The sequence below is a fragment of the Rhodopseudomonas sp. RCAM05734 genome, from assembly GCF_052658035.1.
The window spans coordinates 4,014,565-4,038,527 of record NZ_CP199742.1; the positions used below are offsets into that span (position 1 = coordinate 4,014,565).

Here is a 23,963-nt window from a genome sequence, read left to right on the forward strand (position 1 = left end):
CAGTGAGAACTGAAGGAAGCGCAGACGACAGCGCTGCGCGGACGGCGAAGGCGTGTGGTCCTGGTGCCCCGCGTGAGCACCAAGCCCGGTGGAGAGTCCGCGGCAACCCGTCCGTGGAACACCCTCAACCGGAAGCGACGGCGACGAGAAACCGTGTCGGCCGCCGGGGAGAGCACGCAATAAGCCGTTAACACCACTGCGCGCGGAACGCCGGGCTGTTTCCCGGTGTGACCGTGGCAAGCCTTGTGCGCTTACTATACTTTGCGCACAAGCCCATGGGTGCATCGGGCACCCGGCGTTCCGCGCGACCTCTCGATTTCGAGGGGGCAAGGGAATGCAGCACAGCCCGGGCGCGCAAGCGTCGCGGGGATGCGATCGCATGGCTGTTTGACAATTGAATCAGATGTTCAGGCAAGGCGCCTGAAGAATCCCTCCCCCGGAGCGCGGCGCAGTCGCGCGAGGCGGGGAGGGTCGGCCGAACGAAGGCGATGCGCAGCATCGGCGAAGTGGAGGCCGGGCTGGGGGCGCGCCACGCGCTGTCGCGTATGCTGCGCGTCCCCCCACCCGACGCGTTGTTCGCTCCGCTCACACGCGCCACCCTCCCCACCGCGAAGACGCGTGGGGAGGGAAAAGGAAGAGCGCTGCGCAGCGCCCGCGCGCCTCACGTCTCGACAATCACCAGCAACTGACCTTCGGCCACCACGTCGTCGATCGCCACCAGGATCGACTTGATTCTCGCTGCCACAGGCGAGGCGACGGGAATCTCCATCTTCATGGCCTCGACGAAGGCGACCTCTTCGCCCGCGCCGACGCTTGCGCCGATGTCGAGCGGCAATGCGCAAATGCGCCCGGCGACTTCGCTGGTGATCTTGATCTCTGGCATGGCGTCCTCCGTCGATCGCACCGGCTGCTCGTTTGAGTGGCAGCGGTCGGATCGAACTGCGCAAAAGGTTGGAGAGAGAGAAATGGGATGGGGTGTTGTCGTGCAGGATTGCGTGATGTAGCTTGGACCGCAAGTGGAATTTAATTCCGCAGAACGAAATAGGCAGGCGCGCAGGGGAGGGTCACAATGACCGGATCCGAAGATGCGCCGTCGACAGGAAACGCATCATGGGACGACGCTCGGAGCGGCTTAGCAAAAACGGGATTCTGGCCAGCGATCTGGCAGGTGATGGCGACGTCATCCAGGTGGTGTCGCGGGCCTTCGATATCCTGCGTTGCTTCGAGGGCCACGACGCCCGGCTCGGCAATCTCGAAATCTCCAATCGCTGCGGCCTGCCGCGCTCCACGGTGTCGCGGCTGACGCATACGCTGACCCGCATGGGCCGGCTGGCCTATCTGCCCGCCGACCAGAAGTACCGCATCGGGCCGAGCGCGGTGGCCATGAGCACGTCGATGACCCGCGGTCTGCAGCTGCGCAACCTGATCCGCCTGCGGCTACAGGAGGTCGCCGACCAGATCCCCGGCACCATCGGCTTCCTGGTGCCCGACCGTTTCCATATGGTCTATCTGGAATATGCCCGCGCCGATCACGCGCTCGGCCTGCATTCCACCACCGGCAGCCGGATCGCCATGGGCCGCACCGCGGCGGGACACGCTTACACCGCCGCCCTCGACGACAACGTCGGCGACGCGCTGATCAACGATATCGCACGCGAAGTCCCCGAAGACGGCCGCGTGCTGCGCAGCCGGATCGAGGCCAATCGCCAGTCGCTGCGCGAGAACGGCTACGTCACCGCCACCGGGCTGTTCACGCCGCATATTAACGGCATCGCGACGCCCATGTGGTCGCCGCAATATCAGACCTATGTGGTGGTCACCATCGGCCTGTTGTCGTCCATGTATGACGAGAAGCGGATGCAGGACGAAGTGGCGCCGCTGCTGCTCGCGCTCAGCGGCACCATCGGCCAGATGGTCACCAACGCCGATAACGGCCTCTACAACGCGGCGACCGACGCGCCGCCTCCCTCAATCAACAAGAAGACCATCAAGGCGGAGGCCACGAATGAACTGGAAGCCGGAACTCGACTACCTCTCCCGGCGCGAAGCGTTCGCGCGGGAGATGGGCGGCGTTGACAAGGTCAAGCGACAGCATGACCAGGGCCGGCTGACGGTTCGCCAGCGCATCGACGGATTGATCGATGCCAACAGCTTTCACGAGGTCGGCGCCATCTCCGGCGTCGCCGAATATGACGAAGCGGGCACGCTCACCCAGCCGACGCCGGCGAACTGCGTGTTCGGCCGCGGCAAGATCGATGGCCATCCCGTCGTTGTGGTCGGCGACGACTTCACGGTGCGCGGCGGCTCGGCGGATGCGTCGATTTCTGCCAAGCCGCTGATGGCCGAGCAGATGGCCCATGATTTCCGGCTGCCCATCGTGCGGATCATCGAGGGCTCCGGCGGCGGCGGTTCGGTCAAGACCATCGAGACCAAGGGCGCGGCCAATCTGCCGGGCGGCGTCGGCGGCACGCAATGGTACTGGTACACGATCGCCAACATGGCGCAGGTGCCGGTGGTCGGCCTCGGCCTTGGTTCGGTCGCGGGACTCGGCGCCGCGCGACTGGCGGCGAGCCACTATTCGGTGATGACCAAGACTTCCGCCATGTTCGTGGCCGGACCGCCGGTGGTGAAACGGCTCGGCCAGGACCTGACCAAGTGGGAGCTCGGCGGCGCCGATATCCAGACCCGCGCCGGCGGCGTCGATCACGCGGTCGACACCGAGGAAGAGGCTTTTGCCTGCGCGCGAAGATTCCTGTCGTATCTGCCGTCGTCGGTCTACGGCCTGCCGCCGACCGTGGCCTGCAACGACGATCCGGAACGCGCCGAGGAATCGCTGATCTCTGCGGTGCCGCGCAATCGCCGGCAGGTCTACAAGATGCGCCCGATCATCGACGCCGTCGTCGACAAGGGCTCGTTCTTCGAGATGGCCGCGAATTTCGGCCGGCCGGTCATCGCCGGCTTTGCCCGGCTCGAGGGCCGTCCCGTGCTGCTGCTCGCCGGCGACTCCTATCACTATGGCGGCTCGTGGACCGCGGAGGCGTGCCAGAAGGTGGTGCGCTTCGTCGATCTCGCCGAGACCTTCCATCTGCCGGTGGTCTATCTGATGGACTGTCCGGGCTTCATGATCGGGCTCGAGGCGGAGAAGGCCGCCACCATCCGCCACGGCGTGCGCGCCATGGCCGCGGTCAACCAGACCACGGTGCCATGGTGCACGATCATCATCCGCAACGCCTTCGGCGTCGCCGGCGTGGTGCATCAGCCGGCCAACCGCTTCTCGATGCGCTATGCGTGGCCGTCGGCCTATTGGGGCTCGCTGCCGCTGGAGGGCGGCATCGAGGCCGCCTATCGCGCCGAGATCGACGCGGCCGCCGATCCCAAGGCCAAACAGCAGGAGATCGAGGACCGCCTCAACAAGCTGCGCTCGCCGTTCCGCTCGGCGGAGAAGTTCTGGGTCGAGGAGATCATCGATCCTCGCAAGACGCGTTCGCTGCTGTGCGAGTTCGCGCGCCTCGCGGAGCCGTTGCGAACGGCCGGACCGTCACGGCTGGCAATGCGGCCGTAACCCAATGTTGTCGTTCCGCGGCGCGGGCGGCGCAAGCCGACCGCGACCCCAGAACCTCGAGGTGTTTAGCACTGAACATGTCAGGATTCCGGGTTCGCTCGGGCTGCACCCTCGCGCCCCGGAATGACAGTGCTAGGCAGCCGCCACCTTCTTGTCGCGCGCGATCATCAACACGATGATCGCCGCGACGATGCACAGCGCGCCGGCGGCGAAGAACGCCGGCAGGTAGCTCAGCAGCACGGTGCGCGACAGGCCGGCGCCGAATGCCGCGGTGGCTGCCCCCAACTGGTGGCCGGCAAAAATCCAGCCGAACACCAGGCCGGCGCGCTCGGGCCCGAACTTGGCGGCGGTCAGCCGCACCGTCGGCGGCACGGTGGCGATCCAGTCGAGGCCATAGAACATGGCGAACAGCGACAGGCCGTAGAACGAGAAGTCGGTGAACGGCAGCGCCAGTAGTGACAGGCCGCGCAGCCCGTAATACCAGAACAGCAGATAGCGGTTGTCGTAGCGATCCGACAGCCAGCCCGAGGCGATGGTGCCGATGAAGTCGAACACGCCCATGGCCGCGAGAAGGCCGGCGGCCTGCATCTGCGGGATGCCGAAATCGAGGCACATGGGGATCAGATGCACCTGCACCAGCCCGTTGGTGCTGGCGCCGCAGATGAAGAAGGTGGCGAACAGAATCCAGAACACCCGCGTCCTGGCGGCATCGCGCAGCGCGCCGAGCGCGGCCGCCATGATCGGTGCGTTGCCGGGAGCAGGGGCCGGCAGCGGCGCGGTGCCGGTGTCGCCATAGGGACGCAGCCCGATATCGCCCGGACGGTCGCGCATCACCAGCAGCACGCCGAGCGCCGCCACCGCCAGCATCACGCACATCAGCGCCAGCGCCCAGCGCCAGTCGCTGCGTTCGGTGATGCTGGCCAGGATCGGCAGGAAGATCAGCTGGCCGGTTGCAGCACTCGCAGTGAGAATGCCGACCACCAGCCCGCGCCGCGCGCTGAACCAGCGCGCCGCGATGGTGGCGCCGAGCACCAGCGCAGTCATGCCGGTGCCGATGCCGACCGCGACGCCCCATAGCAAAACCGGCTGCCAGAGCTGCGTCATGGCCAGCGACAGCAGCAGGCTTGAGACCACCACCAGCAGCGCCGCCAGCGTGACGTTGCGCAGGCCGTAGCGGTTCATCAGTGCGGCGGCGAACGGCGCCATCAATCCGAACAGCACGAAGCGGATCGACATCGCCGAGGCGATTTCCGCGGTGCTCCAGCCGAATTCCTTCTGCAGCGGCACGATGAAGACGCCGGGCGCGCCGACCGCAGCGGCGCTGACCAGCGCCGTGAGGAATGTCACGGCGACCATCGCCCATCCGTAGTGGATGTTGCGGCGGGCGAGGGCAGTCGAGAGCCATCCGGAGATCATGGAGTTTCCTGTCGTATTGAATTATGAATATCATATAACGCGCCGCGCCATTTGCAATGCGATACGAGCTGAAACTCCTGTGTAGCTGTGACGGACTACCGCTTGCGGTTGATGAAGCCTTGCATTAGCCGTTGCGGCTCGCCGGTCAGATAGGCTTCGCCGAACACCCCGATGCTGAGGCTGACGGATTCCTTCAGCGGCAGTTCTTCCCATTGTTTCAATAGCGCTTTCTGCGCGCGCAGCGCTTGCGGGGCGCATTTCAGCAACATGGCGAGCGTGCTTTCGACGGCGGCATCGAGTCCGCCCTCCGGTGCCACCACATCGACCAGCCCCCAGTTCAGCGCGGTCGGCGCGTCGATGGTGGCTGCCGTCATGATCAGCCAGCGGGCGCGCCCCCAGCCGACCAGTCGCGGCAGCAGGGCGGCGTGGATCACCGAGGGGATGCCGACCCGCACCTCCGGCATGGCGAATTTCGCGTCGTGGGCGGCGACCCGGAAATCGCAGGCTGCCGCGAATTCCAGCCCGCCGCCGAGGCACCAGCCCGGGATTCGCGCGATCACCGGCGCCGGAAACGTCCGCGCCGCCTCGCAGAGGTCGCGCAGGCCGGTGATGAACCGCTCGGCCGAAGCCTGGTCGAGCGTGGCCATCTCCTTGATGTCGGCGCCGCCGATCATGCTCTTTTCACTCTGGCCGGCGATCACCAGGGCGCGAATATCGCCCTCCGACGCCAGAACATCGAGCCCTTCGCGGACGGCGTTGATCGCGGGCGAATCGAGGATGTTGAGCGGGCCCGCGTTGCAGATCGTCAGTTTCACGACGCCGCGTTGATCACGATCAATGCCGCAGTGGGAGTTGAGCATATGCATGGAGGCCTCGCAGGTCGGGCTGGCGTGAACCGCCGGTCTTGTCGTACCACTTCCGGGTCAAAGCTGGAACCTGTCAAGTTCCTGCAGCGATTTCCGTTTCGGTAGCGGGGGCTGCGTTGCACCGGGTGGCGCAGTGAAGTAAAATGATAGTCATCATTTATACGGCCGATCAGTGTCGGTTACCGTTTACTGGAATCGCTCAAAAATCCGCCTCGTTTCAGAGCTGCCGGGCTCTTCGACGCGATAGATGCCGTGGTACGGTTTGAGACATCGTATGGAGTCAGGATGCGCTATTCGAAGGAACACAAGCTCGAGACCCACGCGCGAATCGTGAAGAAGGCTTCGGTGCGGCTGCGTGAACGGGGCGCGCACGGCATTGGTGTGGCCGACCTGATGAAGGACGCCGGCCTGACCCACGGCGGCTTTTATGCGCATTTCGATTCTGCGCGAGGCGCTGGTCGTCGAAGCCTTCGCCTATGCCATGGATCGCTCGACCGATCGCTGGCGCCATCTTGCCGGCCAGACGTCGCCCGACGATCGGCTGGCCACCATTGTGGATGCGTACCTGTCGCCGCAGCATCGCGACAATCCCGGCCACGGTTGCGCGGTGCCGGCGCTTGGCGCGGAAATCGCCCGCGAGAGCCCGAAGACCCGAAAGGCCTTTGCGGCCAAGCTGGAACAGATGATCGGAATGCTGTCCGAGCAGATCGGGGATGCGACACCCAAAGTGGCGCGCAAGCGGGCCATGGCGTCGCTCGCGACCATGATGGGAACGCTGGTGCTGGCACGGATCGCCGGCTCCGGCGAGTTCTCCGAAGAGATCCTCGCCGCAGGCCGCGAGGCCGTGCTGGGCCCGTCGCCCGCAACGAAGGCTGCGTCGAAAAAGCCGGCGAAGAAGGCTGCAGCCAAGACGTCAGGCGCCGCGAAGCACTGAGCTTGCTGACGGCATCGCCTGCGACTTTGGTCGCAGATAGCCGTGTCGGTGCCGGCCCGGCATTTTCGCAAATCCGTCCCGCGCGGAGCCCCTTTCCAAAGCCGGCAAAGACTGCTCAACATGCGGAAAAGCCGTTGTTGGGAGGATTGCATGCGTTCGATTGGACATTTTATCGGGGGCCGCGAGGTCAAGGGCACATCTGGTCGTTTTGCCGACGTGTTTGAGCCTATGACCGGCGACGTTCAGGCCCAGGTGGCGCTGGCTTCCAAAGCGGAAATGCGCGCCGCGGTCGAGAACGCGATCGAAGCGCAGGTCGCCTGGGGCGCCACCAATCCGCAGCGCCGTGCCCGCGTGATGATGAAGTTCCTCGAACTGGCGCAACGCGACTACGACAAGATGGCGGATCTTCTGGCGCGCGAGCATGGCAAGACCGTGCCGGATGCCAAGGGCGACATTCAGCGCGGTCTTGAAGTGGTCGAGTTCGCCTGCGGCGTGCCGCATCTGATGAAGGGTGAATACACCGAGGGCGCAGGACCCGGCATCGACATCTATTCGATGCGCCAGCCGCTCGGCGTGGTCGCCGGCATCACCCCGTTCAACTTTCCGGCGATGATCCCGATGTGGAAATTCGCACCGGCCATCGCCTGCGGCAACGCCTTCATCCTCAAGCCGTCCGAGCGCGATCCCGGCGTGCCGATGATGCTGGCGGAGCTGATGATGGAGGCCGGCCTGCCGCCGGGGATTCTGAATGTCGTCAACGGCGACAAGGAAGCCGTCGACGCCATCCTCGACGACCCCGATATCAAGGCTGTCGGCTTCGTCGGTTCGTCACCGATCGCGCAATACATCTACGAGCGCGCCGCCGCGACAGGCAAGCGCGCGCAATGCTTCGGCGGTGCCAAGAACCACGCCATCATCATGCCCGACGCCGATATGGACCAGACCGTCGATGCGCTGATCGGCGCCGGCTATGGTTCGGCCGGCGAGCGCTGCATGGCGATCTCGGTGGCGGTGCCCGTCGGCAAGACGACCGCCGACCGGCTGATGGAAAAGCTGATCCCGCGCGTCGAGGCGCTGAAGATCGGCCCGTCCACCGATCCGTCGGCCGACTTCGGTCCCCTGGTGACCCGCGCCGCGCTGGAGCGCGTGAAGGACTATGTCGAGGTCGGCATCAAGGAAGGCGCCAAGCTGGCCGTCGACGGCCGCGGCTTCAAGATGCAGGGCTACGAGAACGGCTTCTACATGGGCGGTTGCCTGTTCGATAATGTGACCAAGGACATGCGGATCTACAAGGAAGAGATCTTTGGCCCGGTGCTGTCGGTGGTGCGTGCGCACGACTACGCCGAAGCTTTGGCGCTGCCATCCGACCACGATTACGGCAACGGCGTTGCCATCTTCACCCGCGACGGCGATGCTGCGCGCGATTTCGCCGCCAAGGTCAATGTCGGCATGGTCGGCATCAACGTGCCGATCCCGGTGCCGATTGCCTACTACACCTTCGGCGGCTGGAAGAAGTCCGGCTTCGGCGACCTCAACCAGCACGGCCCGGATTCGATCCGCTTCTACACCAAGACCAAGACCGTCACCGCGCGCTGGCCATCCGGCGTCAAGGAGGGCGCGGAGTTCTCGATCCCGACGATGAATTAGCGGCGGGATAGCGTCGTGAGTCAGTTTTCCCTGAACGAAGACCAACTCGCCGTTCGTGACATGGCGCGCGACTTTGCCGCCGACAGGATCGCGCCGCATGCGCTCAAATGGGACGAGGAAAAGTTCTTCCCCGTCGATGTGATGCGCGAGGCGGCTGCGCTCGGCATGGGCGGTATCTATATCCGCGAGGATGTCGGTGGCTCCGGCCTGAAACGCTTCGATGCGGCGTTGATCTTCGAAGCGCTGGCGCGGGGCTGTCCCACAGTGTCGGCCTTTATCTCGATCCACAACATGGCCTCGTGGATGATCGACGCCTATGGCAATGACGAGCAGCGCAAGAAGTGGCTTCCCCGGCTGTGCACCATGGAACTGCTGGCGAGCTACTGCCTGACCGAGCCGGGCTCCGGGTCGGACGCCGCGGCGCTGCGCACGCGCGCAGCGGTGGACGGCGACCACTACGTTCTCAATGGCCAGAAGCAGTTCATCTCGGGGGCAGGGCAGAGCGGGCTCTATGTGGTGATGGTGCGCACCGGCGAGGACGGTCCGCGCGGCATCTCCACGCTGGTCATCGAGGGCGACACGCCCGGACTGTCGTTCGGCGCCAACGAACGCAAGATGGGCTGGAACGCGCAGCCGACGCGCGCGGTGATCTTCGACAATGCACGGGTGCCGGTGGCCAACCGGCTTGGCGACGAAGGTGCGGGCTTCAAGATTGCCATGGCCGGGCTGGACGGCGGCCGTATCAATATCGCCGCGTGCTCGCTCGGAGGCGCGCAATCCGCGCTCGACAAGTCGTTGGCCTATATGCGCGAACGCAAGGCCTTCGGTAAGCGGCTCGATGAATTCCAGGCGCTGCAGTTCCGCCTCGCCGACATGGCGACCGAGCTTGAGGCGGCGCGGACGTTTGTATGGCGAGCGGCGGCGGCGCTGGATCGTCACGACGTCGACGCCACCATGCTGTGCGCCATGGCAAAACGCTTCGGCACCGATGTCGGTTTCGAGGTCGCCAACCAGGCGCTGCAACTGCATGGCGGCTACGGCTATCTCAGCGAATACGGCATCGAGAAGATCGTGCGCGATTTGCGCGTGCACCAGATCCTCGAAGGCACCAATGAAATCATGCGGCTGATCGTGGCGCGCAAACTGATCGAAGGCAATCGATGACGGCGTCCTCCCCCGCAGTTGCAATTGGTCCCGAGCCCGATCTGATCGTCAGGCGCGAAGGCAACGCCGGCGTGATCCGGTTGAACCGGCCGAAGGCTCTGAATGCACTGACGCTTGAGATGACCCGCGGCATCGTCGCCGCACTGGATGTCTTCGAGGCCGATCCGCAGGTGGCGCTGATCCTGCTGGAAGGGGCCGGCGAGCGCGGGCTGTGCGCCGGCGGTGACATTCGCGGCCTCTACGAGAGTGCGAAGGCAGGCGGCGACCTCGGCAAGATCTTCTGGCGCGAGGAATACATATTGAATGCGCGCATCGCGGCATTCTCCAAGCCCTATGTGGCCTATATGGACGGGCTGGTCATGGGCGGCGGCGTCGGGCTGGCGGCGCATGGCAGCCTGCGGATCGCGACTGACCGGACGAAGATGGGGATGCCCGAAGTCGGCATCGGTTTTTTCCCCGATGTCGGCGGGACCTGGCTTTTATCGCGCGCGCCAGGCGAGGTCGGCACCTATTTCGGCCTGACCGGCACCACCATGACCGGTGCGGACGCGGTCTATGCGCATCTCGCCGATGCCGTGGTGGCGTCGGAGAACTGGCCGGCGCTGCGTGAGGCGCTGACCAGGGCACCGGCCAAGGCCGACCGCAACGCTGTTCAGGCGATCATCGACGGTTTCGCCGTCGCCGATGCCATGGCGCCGATTGCGCAGCATCAGGCCTGGATCGATGCGGTGTTCGGCCACGACAGCGTCGAGGAGATCGTGACGGCGCTGGCGCACGAGATCTCGGACTTCGCGCAGGCGACGTTGCAGGCCATGCTCGAGAAGTCGCCGACCGGGCTGAAGCTGACGCTGAAGCTGCTGCGCGACGCGCGCGCCTCGTCATCGCTCGAGGAATGCCTGACGCGGGAATATCGCGCCGCGCTGGAGATCTTCGTCAATCATGACTTCCCCGAAGGCATTCGCGCCGCCGTCATCGACAAGGACCGCAATCCGCAATGGCAGCCGGCGCGGCTTGAGCAGGTGACACTGGACATCCTCGCGCGCTACTTCCAGTCGCGCGGCGCTGACGAACTGACGTTCCCGAACTGAAATCTCAAGACAGAAAATCGAGGGCAGGACATGACCAGCATTGCATTCATCGGGCTCGGCAACATGGGCGGCCCGATGGCCGCCAACCTCGTCAAGGCCGGCCACAGGGTGACTGGATTCGATCTGGTGCCGGCGTCGCTCGACGCTGCCCGGGCGGCCGGTGTCGCCATCGCGGCGTCGGCCGTCGCGGCAGTCAAGGATGCCGAGGTGGTCGTGACCATGCTGCCTGCGGGCAAGCATGTGGCGGCGGTGTGGAGCGAGATCATTCCTGCGGTCGCCAAGGGGGCGCTGATGATCGATTGCTCGACCATCGATGTGGAAAGCGCGCGGAAATCCCATGAACTGGCGGCGCAGGCGAAATTGCCATCGGTCGATGCGCCGGTCTCCGGCGGCACCGGCGGCGCCAGGGCGGGCACGCTGACCTTCATGGCCGGCGGCGAGGCTGCGGCCTTTGCTGCGGCAAAGCCCATCCTCGAGGGCATGGGCAAGAAGATCGTACATTGCGGCGACGCCGGCGCCGGGCAGGCCGCCAAGATCTGCAACAACATGATCCTCGGCATTTCCATGATCGCGGTCAGCGAAGCCTTTGCGCTGGCCGAAAAGCTCGGCCTGTCGCATCAGGCGCTGTTCGACGTGGCCTCCACCTCGTCGGGCCAGTGCTGGTCGCTGACGTCCTATTGCCCGGTGCCGGGCCCGGTGCCGGCGTCGCCCGCCAACAACGACTACAAGCCCGGCTTCGCCGCAGCCTTGATGCTGAAGGACCTGCGGTTGTCGCAGGAGGCTGCGAAAGCTGCGGGGGCGGCGACGCCGCTGGGGGCACACGCCGAGAGTATCTATGAGACCTACGAGAAGGCCGGCCATGGCGGTGAGGATTTTTCGGGGATTATTCATCAGATTCGGGATCTGGCGGGGAAGTAGCATCATGCTCGGTGCCGTCATCCTGAGGTGCTCGCCGTCTTCGGCGAGCCTCGAAGGATGACGGCGGTGTTTGTTGTGAAGTATAATTCAAGAGGCTCATGACATGACCACCTTCCAGCAAGCCCGCGCGTTTCTGCTCGAACACCGCACCGACTACGCCGCCGCGGTCGCATGCTTCCGCTGGCCCGATCCAGTTCCGTTCAACTGGGCGCTGGACTGGTTCGATGCGGAGCTGGCTGTCAATGCCGACAGCAAGGATCGGGCGGCGCTGTGGATCGTCGATGCCGGCGGCAACCGCGAGACAAAGCTGTCATTCGCCACGCTGTCGCGGCGCTCCAGCCAGGTCGCGAACTTCCTGCGCGGGCTCGGGCTGAAGCGCGGCGATCATCTGTTGCTTCTGCTCGGCAATGTGGTGCCGCTGTGGGAGACCATGCTGGCGGCGATGAAGCTCGGCGTCGTGGTGATCCCGGCGACCACGCTGCTGACGCCCGATGAGTTGCAGGATCGGCTCGACCGCGGGCAGGCGAAGGTCGTGGTGGCGTCGCCGGACCAGACCGCGAAATTTGTCGACCGCGGCGGCGAGAACCTCATCCGCATCGTTGCCGGTGCGTCGTCGCCTGTGGACGGCTGGCTGGCCTTCGAGCAAGCCGCGGAGTTTCCGGAGACGTTTGTGCCGGACGCCCCGACCGGGCCGGACGATCCGATGTTGCTGTATTTCACCTCCGGCACCACGGCGAAACCGAAACTGGTGCTGCACAGCCAGCGCAGCTATCCGGTCGGAGGGTTGTCAACCATGTACTGGCTCGGCCTGCAGCCGGGCGATGTTCATCTCAACATCTCCTCTCCGGGCTGGGCCAAGCATGCCTGGAGCTGCCTGTTTGCGCCGTGGAATGCCGGCGCCACGGTGTACGTGGTCAACCAGCCGCGCTTCGATGCGCGCGGACTGCTCGCCACCATCGGCCGCTGCGGCGTCACCACTTTGTGCGCGCCGCCGACCGTGTGGCGGCTGTTCATCCAGGAGAAGCTCGCCACCTTCAAGGTGTCGCTGCGCGAGGTCTGCGGCGCCGGCGAGCCGCTCAATCCGGAAGTGATCGATCAGGTGCGCGCGGCCTGGGGCCTGACCATCCGTGACGGTTACGGCCAGACCGAGACCACGGCGCTGGCCGGCAATTCGCCGGGCCAGCCGGTCAAGATCGGCTCCATGGGCCGGCCGCTGCCGGGCTATCGCATCGCCATCACCGACGTCGACGGCCAGCCGACGAAGGAGGGTGAGGTCAGCCTGCTGCTGGGGGCCGATCGGCCTGCCGGACTGATGCGCGGCTATCGCAACGACGACGGCAGCCTGAGCGGCGCCGACGGCGCGATCTATCGCAGCGGCGACGTGGTGTTCGCCGACGACGATGGCTATCTGACCTTTGTCGGACGCTCCGACGACGTGTTCAAATCTTCCGATTATCGCATCAGCCCGTTCGAGCTGGAGAGCATCTTGCTCGAGCACGATCTGGTGGCCGAGGCCGCCGTGGTGCCGAGCCCGGATCCGATCCGGCTGGCGATTCCGAAAGCCTATGTGCTGCTCACCGCGGGCGCCGAGCGCTCGGCGGCGACGGCCCTGTCGATCTTCCGGCACCTGCAAAATCGCCTTGCGCCGTTCAAGCGCATCCGCCGGATCGAACTCGTCAGCGAACTGCCGAAGACCATTTCCGGCAAGATCCGCCGCGTGCGGCTGCGCCGCCTCGAACATGACGACAATCGCGACGACGCGCTGCGCGGCCTTGAGTTCCGCGAGGAGGATTTTCCGGAACTGCAGGCGGCCCGTGCCACCGGCGCATCGGACGGCTGAGGGGGAAATCGGGGGCCATTGCATGGCCGCACCGCACAAATTTCGCTTGGCGAAGGCCGCTCCGCTGTGGAATGTGCGGCCTCAAACAAGCGAGGACGGCATGAATTCTACGATCGAGCGCGGCGCGTATCTGGACCTGGTCGGCAAGGAGGTTGGCGTTTCCGGATGGCATCTGGTGGATCAGAAGCGGATCGACGTCTTCGCCGACGCCACCGAGGATCACCAGTTCATCCATGTCGACCCGGCCCGTGCCAAGGCGACACCGTTCGGCTCGACCATCGCGCACGGCTTCCTCACGACCTCGCTGATCTCGGTATTTTCCTACGAGGCCCTGCCGAAATTGAGCGACGTGGCGATGGGCATCAATTACGGCTTCGACAAGCTGCGCTTCGTCTCTCCGGTCAAATCCGGCGTTCGCGTGCGCGGTCATTTCACGCTCAAGGAGGCGACCATGCGCAAGCCCAAGGAAATGTTCACCCGGGTCGGCGTCAGCGTCGAGATCGAAGGCGAGACCAAGCCGGCGCTGGTTGCCGACTGGCTGGCCCTGACGTACTTCGTGTAAGGAACGCTTTCATGACCATCAGATATGACGGCCGCGTCGCCATCGTCACCGGTGCGGGAAATGGACTGGGCCGGGCGCATGCGCTGGGCCTCGCAAGTCGTGGCGCCAAGGTCGTGGTCAACGATTTCGGCGGGGCGCGTGATGGCACCGGCGGTTCGATGACCGCGGCGGAGCGCGTCGTCGAGGAGATCCGCAGCCTCGGCGGCGTCGCCATTGCCGACGGCGCCGACGTCTCGAACTTCGAGCAGGTCACCGCCATGGTCGATCGGGCGACGGCCGATCTCGGCAGCGTCGATCTGCTGTGTGCCAACGCCGGCATCCTCCGCGACAAGTCGTTCGCCAAGATGGAGATCGCGGATTTCGCCAAAGTGCTCGATGTGCATCTCACCGGCACCTTCTACTGCTGCAAGGCGGTGTGGGACGGCATGCGCGCGCGCAACTACGGTCGCATCGTGCTGACCTCGTCGGCGTCGGGCTTGTACGGCAATTTCGGCCAGGCCAATTACGGGGCGGCCAAGACCGGCATGGTCGGGTTGATGAACGTGCTGGCCGAGGAGGGGCGCAAGACCGACATTCGCGTCAACATGATAGCGCCGACCGCGGCGACGCGGATGACCGAAGAGCTGCTGCCGCCGCAGGCGCTGGCGCTGATGAAGCCGGAGGCGATCACGCCGGCGGTGCAATACCTGCTGAGCGAGAACGCGCCGACCAAGACCATCATGGGCGCTGGCGCCGGCTCCTTCGCAGTGATCAAGCTGCTGGAAAGCGAAGGCGTCAATTTCGCCGAGGCCGACTGGTCGCCGGACACGATCGCTGCGCATTTCGCCGAGATCAGCGATATGTCCGGCGCCAAGGTCCTGGACGGCGCGTTCCAGCAGACCGCGAAATACTGCACGCAGGCCGAAGCGCGGATCAAGGCCAAGGCATAGATCGCCCTTTCTTACCTCTCCCCGCAAGCGGGGAGAGGTGAAGAAGCGGCGCGTCGAGGCGCTTTCGTCGATCGATTGGACTTGCGGCAATTGAACGGACAACCAGCGTGACGGAAGTTTCCACAAACGACGTCGCGGTGATCGGCGCAGGCCCGGGCGGGTTGATGGCCGCGGAAGTGATCGCGCAGGGCGGCGCGCGCGTCACCGTCTATGATGCGATGCCGTCGGCGGGCCGCAAGTTCCTGATGGCCGGGCGCGGCGGGCTCAATCTCACCCACAGCGAATTGCTGCCGGCGTTTCTGGCGCGCTACGGCGGCGCGATGCCGCGGCTGGCCGAAGCCATCGAGCGATTTCCGCCGGACATGCTGCGGGCATGGAGCGAGCTGCTGGGCGAGCCGACCTTCATCGGCTCCAGCGGCCGGGTATTTCCCAAGGCGTTCAAGGCGTCGCCGCTGCTGCGCGCGTGGCTGCGCCGGCTCGATAGGGCCGGCGTGCAGTTCGCGCTGCGCCATCGCTGGACCGGCTGGGACGACGACGGGCGCCTGATGTTTCAGACGCCGGAAGGTCCGCGCGCCGTTGCGGTGAAGGCGACGGTGCTGGCGCTCGGCGGCGCGAGCTGGCCGCGGCTTGGCTCCGACGGCGCATGGGTGCAAACGCTGGCAGCGAAAGGCATCGACGTCGCGCCGCTGCGGCCGGCCAATTGCGGTTTTGTAGTCGCCTGGTCGGATGTGTTCCGCAACCGCTTTGCCGGCTATCCGCTGAAAAGCGTGGCGCTGTCATTCGGCGGCAAGACGGTGCGCGGCGAGGCGATGATCACGCGGGCCGGCATCGAGGGCGGCGCGATCTACGCGCTGTCCGCGACACTGCGCGACGCCGTCGTGGCCAGTGGCAAGGCCACGCTCAATGTCGCGCTGCGGCCGGACATGGAGGCCGGCGAGTTGATCGCCAAACTGTCGGCATCGCGCGGCAAGCAATCGCTGTCGACCCTCCTGCGCAAGGCGGTGCATCTGTCGCCGGTCGGCATCGGACTGCTGCAAGAGGCGGCAATGGCGTCAGGCACGACGCTGGCGGCGCTGTCGACCGCCAGCCTTGCCGGGCTGATCAATGCGGTGCCGATCGCGCTCACCGGCATCGCGCCGATCGCGCGGGCGATCTCGTCGGCCGGCGGCATCGCGTTCGACGAGTTGGATGCCGACTACATGCTGACAAAACTGCCCGGCGTGTTCGCCGCCGGCGAGATGCTCGACTGGGAAGCGCCCACCGGCGGCTATCTGCTGCAGGCATCGTTCGCGACGGGCGCCGCCGCGGGCAGGGGCGCGCTGAAGTGGCTCGCGTAGGGTGGGTAGAGCAATGGTCGCGCAAAGCGCGACATTGCGAAACCCATCACCGCGTCGCTGGTTTGATGGGTTTCGCGGAGTTTATCATCGGGCGCGCCGTGCGCGACCCGGTGGCTCTACCCATCCTACGGCCTCGCTTCGCTGGGCGCCTCAGGTGTCATCGCCCGGCCAGGCGCGCAATCGCGCGCCAGGACCGGGCGACCCAGTAAACACAGGCGTCGCGGCGACGCACTGCCTGGAGACATCATGAACGTCGGCGACTACTGGATCGCCCGGTCAAGCCGGGCGACGACAGCCGGAGTGTCAGTCCGAACCGACGCACGAGCGTAGCCCGCGCCGTGTCGCGCGATGGAAGCTCTACTTCAGCCGTCCCCGCGCCGCGACCGGCAGCGTGCCGATCACCTCGTTGCCGCGCACCATTACCACCTCGTCGAACATGTTGACGACGACGCAGACGTGGTTGGGCACGATGCGCACGACGTCGCCGACACCCGGGCGGGTGTTGCTGCGGGTGAGGTCGAGGAAGCCGTGCTCCTCGGCGAATTTTTCGATCTTCGCTTCGGGATGTTCGAGGATCAGGCCGTAGCCATCGAGGCCGCCCGTGTCCGACGTCAGCGTCTTGGAGCCGGCGTCGAGAATGCCGCGGTCGGGACCGGCGCGGCTGACCACGGTGGAATAGACGTTGAGCGCGCAGTCGTCCCAGCTCGCCACGCCGGCCGCGACCTGCATGCGGTCGTTGTAGATCGAGGTGCCGAAGCGATGTTCGGTGGCGCCCTTGAGCGAGCCGACATTCTTCAGGTTGGGCGTGCCGCCGGTGGACACAATCGTCGGCTCGAGGCCGAGCGCGCGGACGCCGGCCAGGGCTTCATCAAAAAAGGCTTGCGCGGCGGGCCAGCCGGTTTCGGTCGGATACAGCATGAAGCCCGCAAAGACGAGGCCGTCGGAATCCCGGATCAGCCGTGCCAGTTCGATAGCTTCGGCAGGGGTCTCGACGCCGGCGCGCTTGCGGCCGGTGTCGCATTCGATGACGACATTGAGCGGCAGGCCGGAGATCGCGGCGGCCCTGGTCAGGCCCGCGATAACGACGGCGTTGTCGGCGGCCACGGTTACCTTCGCCCTGGCCTGCAGGGCCGCGAGGCGCGCCATCTTCTCGTCGCCGATCAGGTTGTAGCTGATCAGGATGTCGTCAATCCCGGCATCCGCCATGATCTCGGCCTCGCCGAGCTTCTGACAGGTGATGCCCTTGGCGCCGCCGGCGATCTGCATCTTCGCGATCACCGGGCTCTTGTGGGTCTTGATATGCGGCCGGTTGGCCACGCCGGCGGCATCGCACACCGCCTGGATGCGGGCGATGTTGGCCTCGACGCGGTCCATGTCGATGACGAGGGCCGGCGTGCTATAGTCGCGGGCGATGAGGGCGGCGAGGGGGGTGGTCATGGTGAACTCCGATCGATCAATTCTACTACAGCGCTTCGCCGTCGTCCTTCGAGGCGCGCAAGTGCGCGCACCTCAGGATGACGGCTTCTTTGAAGTTTGAGCGATCTTCATAAACGTCACCACAAACTCCCCGTCATCCTGAGGTGCTGATATGACAGCGCGTTAGCGCTGTCATATCAGCCTCGAAGGATGGGCAACAAGCTCACGCGTTTTCGATCTCCTCGCGCAGCGTTTCCAGCTCCAGCCATTTTTCCTCGGCTTCGGCCAGCCCCTTTTGCGCCGCGGCCAGCGCCGCCGACACGGTGTCGAACTTCTTGCGATCCTTCTTGTAGAGATTGGGATCGTCGAGATGGCGCTGCTGCTTGGCGATTTCCGCCTGGAAGCCGGAAATCGCCTTCGGCAGCGTATCGAGCAGGTGCTTGTCCTTGAAGTTCATCTTCTTCTTCGCCGCAGGCTTGGCCGCCGCGCCATTGGACTTGCCGCCGCCGCTCTTGGCCGACACCGCGTCTGCCGCCGTCTTGGCCTCGCGCTTCAGGTCGGCGCCGCGCTGGGTCAGCATGTCGGTGTAGCCGCCGGCATATTCCTGCCACTTGCCGTTGCCTTCCGGCACGATCACCGAAGTGACCACGCGGTCCAAGAAATCTCGGTCATGGCTGATCAGGATCACGGTGCCCTCGTAGTCGCCGAGCATGTCCTCGAGCACGTCGAGGGTTTCCAGATCGAGATCGTTGGTCGGCTCGTCCAGCACCAGCACGTTGGAGGGTTTTGCCAGCGCGCGCGCCAGCATCAGCCGGCCGCGTTCGCCGCCGGACAGCACTTCCAGCGGCGTGCGCATCTGCTCCTGCGAAAACAGGAAGTCCTTCATGTAGCTGACCACATGCTTCGGCGTGCCGTTGACCATGACATGGTCGCCGCGGCCGCCGGTCAGGGCTTCCGCCAGCGTCGTCTTCGGCGACAGGCTTTCGCGGTGCTGGTCCAGCGTCGCCATCTCGATATTGGCGCCGAAGCGGATGGTGCCCGAATCCGGCGGCTCGCCGCCGGTCAGCATGTTGATCATGGTGGTCTTGCCGGCGCCGTTGGGGCCGACCACGCCGATGCGGTCGCCGCGCTGGATGCGGATCGAGAAGTCGTCGACGATCTTGCGGTCGCCATAGGTGCGGCAGATGCCCTTGGCTTCGACGATCAGCTTGCCGGACTTGTCGGCCTCGGAGGCCGCGAGGTTGGCGCTGCCGGCGACGCCGCGATAGTCGCGGCGCTGTTCGCGCAGCGCATGCAGGTTGCCGAGCCGCTTGACGTTGCGTTTGCGGCGGCCGGAGACGCCGTGGCGCAGCCAGTGTTCCTCGTTGACGATCTTGCGGTCGAGCTTGTGCTGGTCGCGCTCTTCTTCGGCCAGGATGTCGTCGCGCCATTGTTCGAAGGCCGAGAAGCCGCGGTCGATCTGCTTGATCTGGCCGCGGTCGAGCCAGGCGGTGGCGCGCGAGAGGTTGCTGAGGAAGCGGCGGTCATGGCTGATGATCACCAGCGCGCAGCGCCGCGAGGCCAGTTCGCCTTCCAGCCATTCGATGGTGGTGAGGTCGAGATGGTTGGTCGGCTCGTCGAGGAGCAGGATGTCCGGCTCCGGCGCCAGCACGCGGGCCAGCGCGGTGCGGCGCGCTTCGCCGCCGGACAGGTTGCTGGGGTCCTCGTTGCCGGTGAGGCCGAGCTGCTCCAGCAGGTACAGTGCCTGGTAATGGTCGTCGCCGTCGCCCATGCCGGCTTCAACATAGGCCAAAGTGGTGGCGAAGCCCGAAAAATCCGGCTCCTGCGGCAGGTATTGCACCGTCGAGCCGGGCTGCACGAAGCGGCTGCCCTTGTCGCAGTCGATCTGGCCGGCGACGATCTTCAGCAGGGTCGACTTGCCGGAGCCGTTGCGGCCGATCAGGCAGACGCGCTCGCCCTGCGACACCGACAGTTCGACGCCGTTCAGGAGCGGCGTGCCGCCGAAGGTCAGCGTGATGTCTTTCAACTGGATCAGCGGAGGAGCCATGGAATTCGCTTCAATCTGGTTTCGGCGCGGGCGCGGAGGCCTGGGCGCGCTGGATACGGCGGATCGTCTGATCCAATGCCGAAAGGAACGCCGAGCGATCGCGCGGCGAGAATGATTTGGGTCCGCCCGTGACTTCGCCGGACGAGCGCAGGTCGGTCATCAGGTTGCGCACCGCCAGCGTCATGCCGATGGAGGCTTCCGAGAACGGCTTGCCGTTCGGCGCGATCACCTCGGCGCCGGCCTTCACGCAGCGGCTGGCCAGCGGCACGTCGGACGTGACCACGATATCGCCCTTTCCGGCGCGCTCCGCAATCCAGTCGTCGGCGGCGTCCATGCCGGACCCGGCGGCGATCCGCTCGATCGAGGGATCGGTCGGTATCCGGATGAACTGGCCGGCCACCACGCTCACCGGCAGACCGTGGCGTGCGGCAACCTTGTAGATCTCGTCCTTGACCGGGCAGGCGTCGGCATCGATGTAGATTCGGGTGCTCAAGGGATTGCTGTTGCTCAAAGGGGTCGGTCAGCCTGGTCAGGGGGCAGGCCGCACGGACAAACCCGCGGCTCCGGCGAGGCGTAGCATTTTGTGCGGCTGCGAACAAAAGATATTGCAGATTTCGGGAGGAAATGGGGCGAAAACCTCCGAATCTGCCTGATGGAGCCGCTGTAGGCTGCCAAACACCGCCAATAACCTCAGTCTCGTTCCCGGACGCGTCGCAATACGCCGCGCTGCGGCGTGGTGCGACGCAGATCCGGGGTCGTTACGGACGGCGGCGGTTGCCAGGGGGCGGAAAAGCGTCCAGCCACTGCCAAGCAAAAGCCAATTACGTCGGCGCCCCGCGGGGAGCCGCATCACTAGTCTAAAGCCTTGACGCAGCTGACGTAGCCAGATGAGCGAAGCGACATCCGGGATGATTAACTTGGGAGCCCCGGATGTCGCTGCTCTTCTCCCGCGCCCGCGTCACCTCCCGCTACGAGAAGAAGGGCCACCTTTTCGTCGAACTCGACGCTCTTATCTTCGCGAATGGCACGGCGCCTGTGACGCATTGCCAGCACGTGGCGATCTATCAACCGCGGGAAGCGGCGGTGTAGTCCCGGCAGGGGTAGCCCGGATGATCTCCCGCTATAAAACTCGTGGACACGCCGCTTTCTGCTTGTGACCCGTCCTCTGCGACAATCGGCTTCGGCGCCTCATCTGCGAGTGGTCATGTCGAGTTCAGGAGTGCTGGGTGGACATCTATTTTCCCATTGTAATCGATGAATCCCAATTTGCGGAATTTGTTCATGAAGAAGCTTACACGTGATCGCGTCGTGCCTATCATCTCCGCTAGAGTCTCCTGATTGATCACGATGGGAACGATAGGCGGACTTCCTTCTTTCCCGTAGTTTGCTAGAAGAAGCAGCAATCGGGCAAGCCGCTTTTCACTCGAATTGAGGAGTTGATCAACGACATCTTCCTGAATTCGACTGTTTCTAGTCAGCAGATGGTCCATGAACAGATTGAAAATTTGCGGCTGATCCCGCATGGCGGAAAGCATTGAATCTTTCGAAATTTCGGTCACGCGACAAACGCCAAGGGCTGTCGCTGTCACGGTCCTCGCCGACGTGCCCTGCAGACATCCCTCGCCAAAAAACTGCCCTTCGTCCAATATTCCAACGACAGCCTCTTTGCCTTGGCTGGACGTAACCGCAATTTTTACGCGACCCTTCTCAATGAACAGGAGCGTATCGGCATCCTCGCCCTGGACAAAGATATTCTGGTTTTTTTGATAATCCTTGGTGGTCTTCCCAACTCCCCATTTTATTAGCAATTTGCTTGACTCATTCGGCTGGGCCAAAAATGTTGGCTGAGCTACTTTCATGGCGCTCTCCTCCGTGGCGGGAGCACAATACTCTCAGTCACCGATATATTGCCAATGGCGGGACGGTGATAGTGAACCAATAGCCTAAACCGTATCCGGTTCCCGACAGAACTACACTTACCGCAATCGCTCCGGGCATTCCCGGTCTCGCGTCATGTCGATCTGTACGCTGGATGTGAGCTGCCAGGGCTCATGGGAACTGTGAAGCGCTCTCAGCCCATCCGGCCAGGTTTGCTCTTGCTTCGCCCCCTATTGTGGCCTTGTACGGCCGTCGATGGCGGGTTCAGAAAGGCATCGAAACGCTCCTTAACGATGGCGTAGCATTCGCAGGACGCCTCTTCCAGCGCCGCGCGGTCAAGCACCTGCATCCTGCCCCGGCGATAGCTGATAAGGCCGGCGTTCTGCATTGACTGCGCAGCGAGCGTCACAGACTTTCGGTTGGCACCGAGGATGTGCGACAGGAACTCGTGGGTATAGGGCAGCGCTTCATTTCCGGCCCGATCGTGCATCATCAGAAGCCACCGGCACATTCTTTCCTCCGTCGTATGCATGGCATTGCAGGCAACCGTCTGCTGGATCTGTGACAGCAGCGTTTCGGAATAGCTCACAAAGAGATCGCGGACGTGCTCGCTGTTCTTGAACTCATATTGCAGCGGCTGTATCGGACAACGAACAGTATGTCCGTCAAGCTGAACGATGCATCGATTGAACGAAACGCGACTGTACATCGCGGCAAACAGGCCGAAGGCACCTTCCCGCCCGATATTAGCGGTCTCAATCGCGGAGCCATTTTCCAGCACCGTCAACAGGGAGAGAACTGAACCTTGTGGAAAGTAAGCGTGCTTGAGATAGCCGCCGGCGTCGCAGACCATCTCGCCCAGCTTGAATTCGACCGGCTCCAGATGAGGGTCAATGCGTTTGCGGCTGTCCGGCTCCAGGGCGCCGAGCAATTGATTGGTCCACACTGACGGAAGCGTTTGCTCGTTATCCAATGATCCGGCCATTCGGTTTAGCGGTCGCCCACGCCGTTCTCATCGCCGAACAATCGACGCAGCCCTGGGTCGCTCTTGCTTACTTTAGACCGACAACCCAATCGCCTGTGAGCAAAACTGGTCATTGAACGGGTTCCATCGGGTTTCGCCAGATGAACGGTGCTCACAGCCAACAAGGGAATGCAGCTCTGCCACGGTTCTGCCGGTCGAGACGTCCAGCACGTCAATGCCACAAACGAGAGTGCGGTGCGGTTTCATTGACCGGCCCAAATGCGGCATGGTCATTCCAAACGCGCGCCATTCGAACGCAATGCGCCTTCAGATCCGGATTCAAAGTATCTCTCGACATTTGCATCAGGTCAGACGCCAAACGCAAGCACTCTAACGCACGTTTCCGCTTGGTATTCGAATCAGCCATGGCGCACCTCTCTTGCAGAGGCGTGATTGCATATGCTTGGGGGACCTGTCGGTGGTCCAGACCACGGAGCTGGGCTCAACGCCTAGAACAGCGTGGCGGAGACGATCTCGATTGGAAACGCGAGGCCACTCAGATGCAGGAGTGGGCGGCCGGCGAAAAAGCGCCGCCGATCCATTGCGGAACCGGCGGCAAGTCTGGGAGAAGGCATGCAAAGGCTGTGCACTCAGGTTTGAAGGATCGCTCGCAATCTTGTTCCGATCGGCCCTTGATTGCTCGAATAGAACCTGTTGTCAGAACCCATGCTCAGGAATCCGATTAACTGGCCTGTATTGACCGTCGTGCTTACGCATCGACGTGTACGATCGGGGCGAGCTTCGACAACTGAACTTTAAACAGTATGACAATCCGCATCGTCCCGGCCGGAAAGTACAGTGAAAAGGAACTGGCATCTCGTGTCGGTAAAACCGCCAGTGCCCGGCCGAAGGTGTTGAAGATGACCGCGACGCAGAAACGGCGTGCACTAAAGAATAGAAATGCCGGAACGCCAAAGTCTGATGAGACCTTACGGACAGATGGCCAACTCAAACGTTGCGACTAGTTTGGACGCGATTTTGCTCGTATCGTGGCTTTGAAACCGGACTATCGGCTCAAATTCCGGTGGAGGCGGGAGTCCGGTTTGTTAGCGTCGTCCTCTCCGCTTTCTCGCAGCCGCAACTCTTGCACTGATAGAGAACCGCGTCTTTTCCGCAGTAAAGCAACGGATGGATTCCGATGATGTCCATGAATTGACGCGAGTCACATCGCGGGCAAACGACGAGCACCGGCGAATCAGCGCTAGTCTGTGTCTGGTGCTTTGAAAAAAAGGGCGATACACGCGAAATCCTTTCTTAGAGGCGGAAGCGCGACACTCCCAGTCGCCAGCATTGTCAATAGTCCTCTGGGTAGCCGTTCGAAGTATGCAGGAACGG

At 64.2% G+C, this 23,963-nt stretch carries 19 protein-coding genes and 1 pseudogene; 12 read left to right on the forward strand and 8 right to left on the reverse strand.

The window, feature by feature from the left end:
* Window positions 1-661: 661 nt before the first annotated feature.
* Complete coding sequence (locus ACUXVA_RS18900; protein ID WP_265078930.1) at window positions 662-883, reverse strand: acetyl-CoA carboxylase biotin carboxyl carrier protein subunit; 222 nt, start codon at window positions 881-883, stop codon at window positions 662-664.
* A 227-nt stretch (window positions 884-1,110) separates the two neighbouring features.
* Here ACUXVA_RS18900 and ACUXVA_RS18905 point away from each other — a divergent pair, with 227 nt between their 5' ends.
* Both ACUXVA_RS18905 and ACUXVA_RS18910 read left to right on the forward strand, forming a co-directional pair.
* Window positions 1,111-2,076: an IclR family transcriptional regulator gene (locus tag ACUXVA_RS18905; protein ID WP_445487488.1), complete on the forward strand. Its 966-nt coding sequence runs from the start codon at window positions 1,111-1,113 to the stop codon at window positions 2,074-2,076.
* Window positions 2,006-3,562, forward strand: a complete 1,557-nt coding sequence (locus ACUXVA_RS18910; protein ID WP_445487490.1) for an acyl-CoA carboxylase subunit beta — start codon at window positions 2,006-2,008, stop codon at window positions 3,560-3,562. Before ACUXVA_RS18905 ends, ACUXVA_RS18910 begins: the two co-directional genes overlap by 71 nt.
* A gap of 132 nt (window positions 3,563-3,694) precedes the next feature.
* Here the strand turns inward: ACUXVA_RS18910 and ACUXVA_RS18915 are convergent, their stop codons facing one another.
* Entirely contained in the window at window positions 3,695-4,978 is a 1,284-nt protein-coding gene (locus ACUXVA_RS18915) for an MFS transporter (protein ID WP_445487492.1), read from the reverse strand.
* Between the two features lie 95 nt (window positions 4,979-5,073).
* Window positions 5,074-5,844 (reverse strand): enoyl-CoA hydratase, encoded by a 771-nt coding sequence (locus ACUXVA_RS18920; protein ID WP_445487494.1) that lies wholly within the window; start codon window positions 5,842-5,844, stop codon window positions 5,074-5,076.
* A gap of 285 nt (window positions 5,845-6,129) precedes the next feature.
* Between ACUXVA_RS18920 and ACUXVA_RS18925 the strand changes: the two are divergent.
* From ACUXVA_RS18925 to ACUXVA_RS18965, 9 genes and pseudogenes are all read left to right on the forward strand, one after another.
* Window positions 6,130-6,778, forward strand: a pseudogene (locus ACUXVA_RS18925) (TetR/AcrR family transcriptional regulator).
* Window positions 6,779-6,928: 150 nt separating this feature from the next.
* Window positions 6,929-8,425: a CoA-acylating methylmalonate-semialdehyde dehydrogenase gene (locus ACUXVA_RS18930; protein WP_445487496.1), complete on the forward strand. Its 1,497-nt coding sequence runs from the start codon at window positions 6,929-6,931 to the stop codon at window positions 8,423-8,425.
* Window positions 8,426-8,440: 15 nt separating this feature from the next.
* Complete coding sequence (locus tag ACUXVA_RS18935) at window positions 8,441-9,589, forward strand: isobutyryl-CoA dehydrogenase (protein ID WP_445487498.1); 1,149 nt, start codon at window positions 8,441-8,443, stop codon at window positions 9,587-9,589.
* Complete coding sequence (locus tag ACUXVA_RS18940; protein WP_265078926.1) at window positions 9,586-10,677, forward strand: enoyl-CoA hydratase/isomerase family protein; 1,092 nt, start codon at window positions 9,586-9,588, stop codon at window positions 10,675-10,677. Before ACUXVA_RS18935 ends, ACUXVA_RS18940 begins: the two co-directional genes overlap by 4 nt.
* Before the next feature lie 30 nt (window positions 10,678-10,707).
* Window positions 10,708-11,595, forward strand: coding sequence for a 3-hydroxyisobutyrate dehydrogenase (mmsB, locus tag ACUXVA_RS18945; protein WP_445487500.1), 888 nt, complete (start codon window positions 10,708-10,710; stop codon window positions 11,593-11,595).
* Between the two features lie 103 nt (window positions 11,596-11,698).
* Window positions 11,699-13,435: an AMP-binding protein gene (locus tag ACUXVA_RS18950; protein WP_445487502.1), complete on the forward strand. Its 1,737-nt coding sequence runs from the start codon at window positions 11,699-11,701 to the stop codon at window positions 13,433-13,435.
* Window positions 13,436-13,535: 100 nt separating this feature from the next.
* Window positions 13,536-13,997, forward strand: a complete 462-nt coding sequence (locus ACUXVA_RS18955; RefSeq protein ID WP_265078924.1) for a MaoC family dehydratase — start codon at window positions 13,536-13,538, stop codon at window positions 13,995-13,997.
* Between the two features lie 11 nt (window positions 13,998-14,008).
* Entirely contained in the window at window positions 14,009-14,926 is a 918-nt protein-coding gene (locus ACUXVA_RS18960) for an SDR family NAD(P)-dependent oxidoreductase (protein WP_265078923.1), read from the forward strand.
* Between the two features lie 107 nt (window positions 14,927-15,033).
* Window positions 15,034-16,263, forward strand: a complete 1,230-nt coding sequence (locus ACUXVA_RS18965) for an NAD(P)/FAD-dependent oxidoreductase (RefSeq protein WP_445487505.1) — start codon at window positions 15,034-15,036, stop codon at window positions 16,261-16,263.
* 357 nt (window positions 16,264-16,620) lie between these two features.
* Here ACUXVA_RS18965 and ACUXVA_RS18970 read toward each other — a convergent pair whose 3' ends face one another.
* The 3 genes from ACUXVA_RS18970 to ACUXVA_RS18980 all read right to left on the reverse strand — a co-directional run bounded on the left by ACUXVA_RS18970 (window position 16,621) and on the right by ACUXVA_RS18980 (window position 20,219).
* On the reverse strand, window positions 16,621-17,700 hold the full coding sequence (locus ACUXVA_RS18970; protein ID WP_445487507.1) for a D-TA family PLP-dependent enzyme: 1,080 nt from the start codon (window positions 17,698-17,700) through the stop codon (window positions 16,621-16,623).
* Between the two features lie 202 nt (window positions 17,701-17,902).
* Window positions 17,903-19,726, reverse strand: coding sequence for an ABC-F family ATP-binding cassette domain-containing protein (locus ACUXVA_RS18975; protein WP_445487509.1), 1,824 nt, complete (start codon window positions 19,724-19,726; stop codon window positions 17,903-17,905).
* Between the two features lie 10 nt (window positions 19,727-19,736).
* Window positions 19,737-20,219, reverse strand: a complete 483-nt coding sequence (locus ACUXVA_RS18980; RefSeq protein WP_265078921.1) for a YaiI/YqxD family protein — start codon at window positions 20,217-20,219, stop codon at window positions 19,737-19,739.
* Window positions 20,220-20,656: 437 nt separating this feature from the next.
* Between ACUXVA_RS18980 and ACUXVA_RS18985 the strand changes: the two genes are divergently transcribed.
* Entirely contained in the window at window positions 20,657-20,815 is a 159-nt protein-coding gene (locus tag ACUXVA_RS18985) for a hypothetical protein (RefSeq protein WP_265083921.1), read from the forward strand.
* A 113-nt stretch (window positions 20,816-20,928) separates the two neighbouring features.
* Here ACUXVA_RS18985 and ACUXVA_RS18990 read toward each other — a convergent pair whose 3' ends face one another.
* Together ACUXVA_RS18990 and ACUXVA_RS18995 are read right to left on the reverse strand one after the other, a co-directional pair.
* Window positions 20,929-21,585 (reverse strand): Crp/Fnr family transcriptional regulator, encoded by a 657-nt coding sequence (locus ACUXVA_RS18990; protein ID WP_265078920.1) that lies wholly within the window; start codon window positions 21,583-21,585, stop codon window positions 20,929-20,931.
* Between the two features lie 212 nt (window positions 21,586-21,797).
* Complete coding sequence (locus tag ACUXVA_RS18995) at window positions 21,798-22,589, reverse strand: Crp/Fnr family transcriptional regulator (RefSeq protein ID WP_445487512.1); 792 nt, start codon at window positions 22,587-22,589, stop codon at window positions 21,798-21,800.
* Window positions 22,590-23,963 lie beyond the last annotated feature (1,374 nt).

What these genes read in the sequence shown, in the direction of transcription:
- ACUXVA_RS18955 (WP_265078924.1), top strand. Translation starts at nt 13,536, where the DNA reads ATGAATTCTACGATCGAGCGCGGCGCGTATCTGGACCTGGTCGGCAAG.
- ACUXVA_RS18930 (WP_445487496.1), top strand. Translation starts at nt 6,929, where the DNA reads ATGCGTTCGATTGGACATTTTATCGGGGGCCGCGAGGTCAAGGGCACA.
- mmsB (WP_445487500.1), top strand. Translation starts at nt 10,708, where the DNA reads ATGACCAGCATTGCATTCATCGGGCTCGGCAACATGGGCGGCCCGATG.
- ACUXVA_RS18970 (WP_445487507.1), bottom strand. Translation starts at nt 17,700, where the DNA reads ATGACCACCCCCCTCGCCGCCCTCATCGCCCGCGACTATAGCACGCCG.
- ACUXVA_RS18960 (WP_265078923.1), top strand. Translation starts at nt 14,009, where the DNA reads ATGACCATCAGATATGACGGCCGCGTCGCCATCGTCACCGGTGCGGGA.
- ACUXVA_RS18915 (WP_445487492.1), bottom strand. Translation starts at nt 4,978, where the DNA reads ATGATCTCCGGATGGCTCTCGACTGCCCTCGCCCGCCGCAACATCCAC.
- ACUXVA_RS18920 (WP_445487494.1), bottom strand. Translation starts at nt 5,844, where the DNA reads ATGCATATGCTCAACTCCCACTGCGGCATTGATCGTGATCAACGCGGC.
- ACUXVA_RS18975 (WP_445487509.1), bottom strand. Translation starts at nt 19,726, where the DNA reads ATGGCTCCTCCGCTGATCCAGTTGAAAGACATCACGCTGACCTTCGGC.
- ACUXVA_RS18905 (WP_445487488.1), top strand. Translation starts at nt 1,111, where the DNA reads ATGGGACGACGCTCGGAGCGGCTTAGCAAAAACGGGATTCTGGCCAGC.
- ACUXVA_RS18950 (WP_445487502.1), top strand. Translation starts at nt 11,699, where the DNA reads ATGACCACCTTCCAGCAAGCCCGCGCGTTTCTGCTCGAACACCGCACC.
- ACUXVA_RS18985 (WP_265083921.1), top strand. Translation starts at nt 20,657, where the DNA reads ATGTCGCTGCTCTTCTCCCGCGCCCGCGTCACCTCCCGCTACGAGAAG.
- ACUXVA_RS18995 (WP_445487512.1), bottom strand. Translation starts at nt 22,589, where the DNA reads ATGGCCGGATCATTGGATAACGAGCAAACGCTTCCGTCAGTGTGGACC.
- ACUXVA_RS18900 (WP_265078930.1), bottom strand. Translation starts at nt 883, where the DNA reads ATGCCAGAGATCAAGATCACCAGCGAAGTCGCCGGGCGCATTTGCGCA.
- ACUXVA_RS18910 (WP_445487490.1), top strand. Translation starts at nt 2,006, where the DNA reads ATGAACTGGAAGCCGGAACTCGACTACCTCTCCCGGCGCGAAGCGTTC.
- ACUXVA_RS18940 (WP_265078926.1), top strand. Translation starts at nt 9,586, where the DNA reads ATGACGGCGTCCTCCCCCGCAGTTGCAATTGGTCCCGAGCCCGATCTG.
- ACUXVA_RS18990 (WP_265078920.1), bottom strand. Translation starts at nt 21,585, where the DNA reads ATGAAAGTAGCTCAGCCAACATTTTTGGCCCAGCCGAATGAGTCAAGC.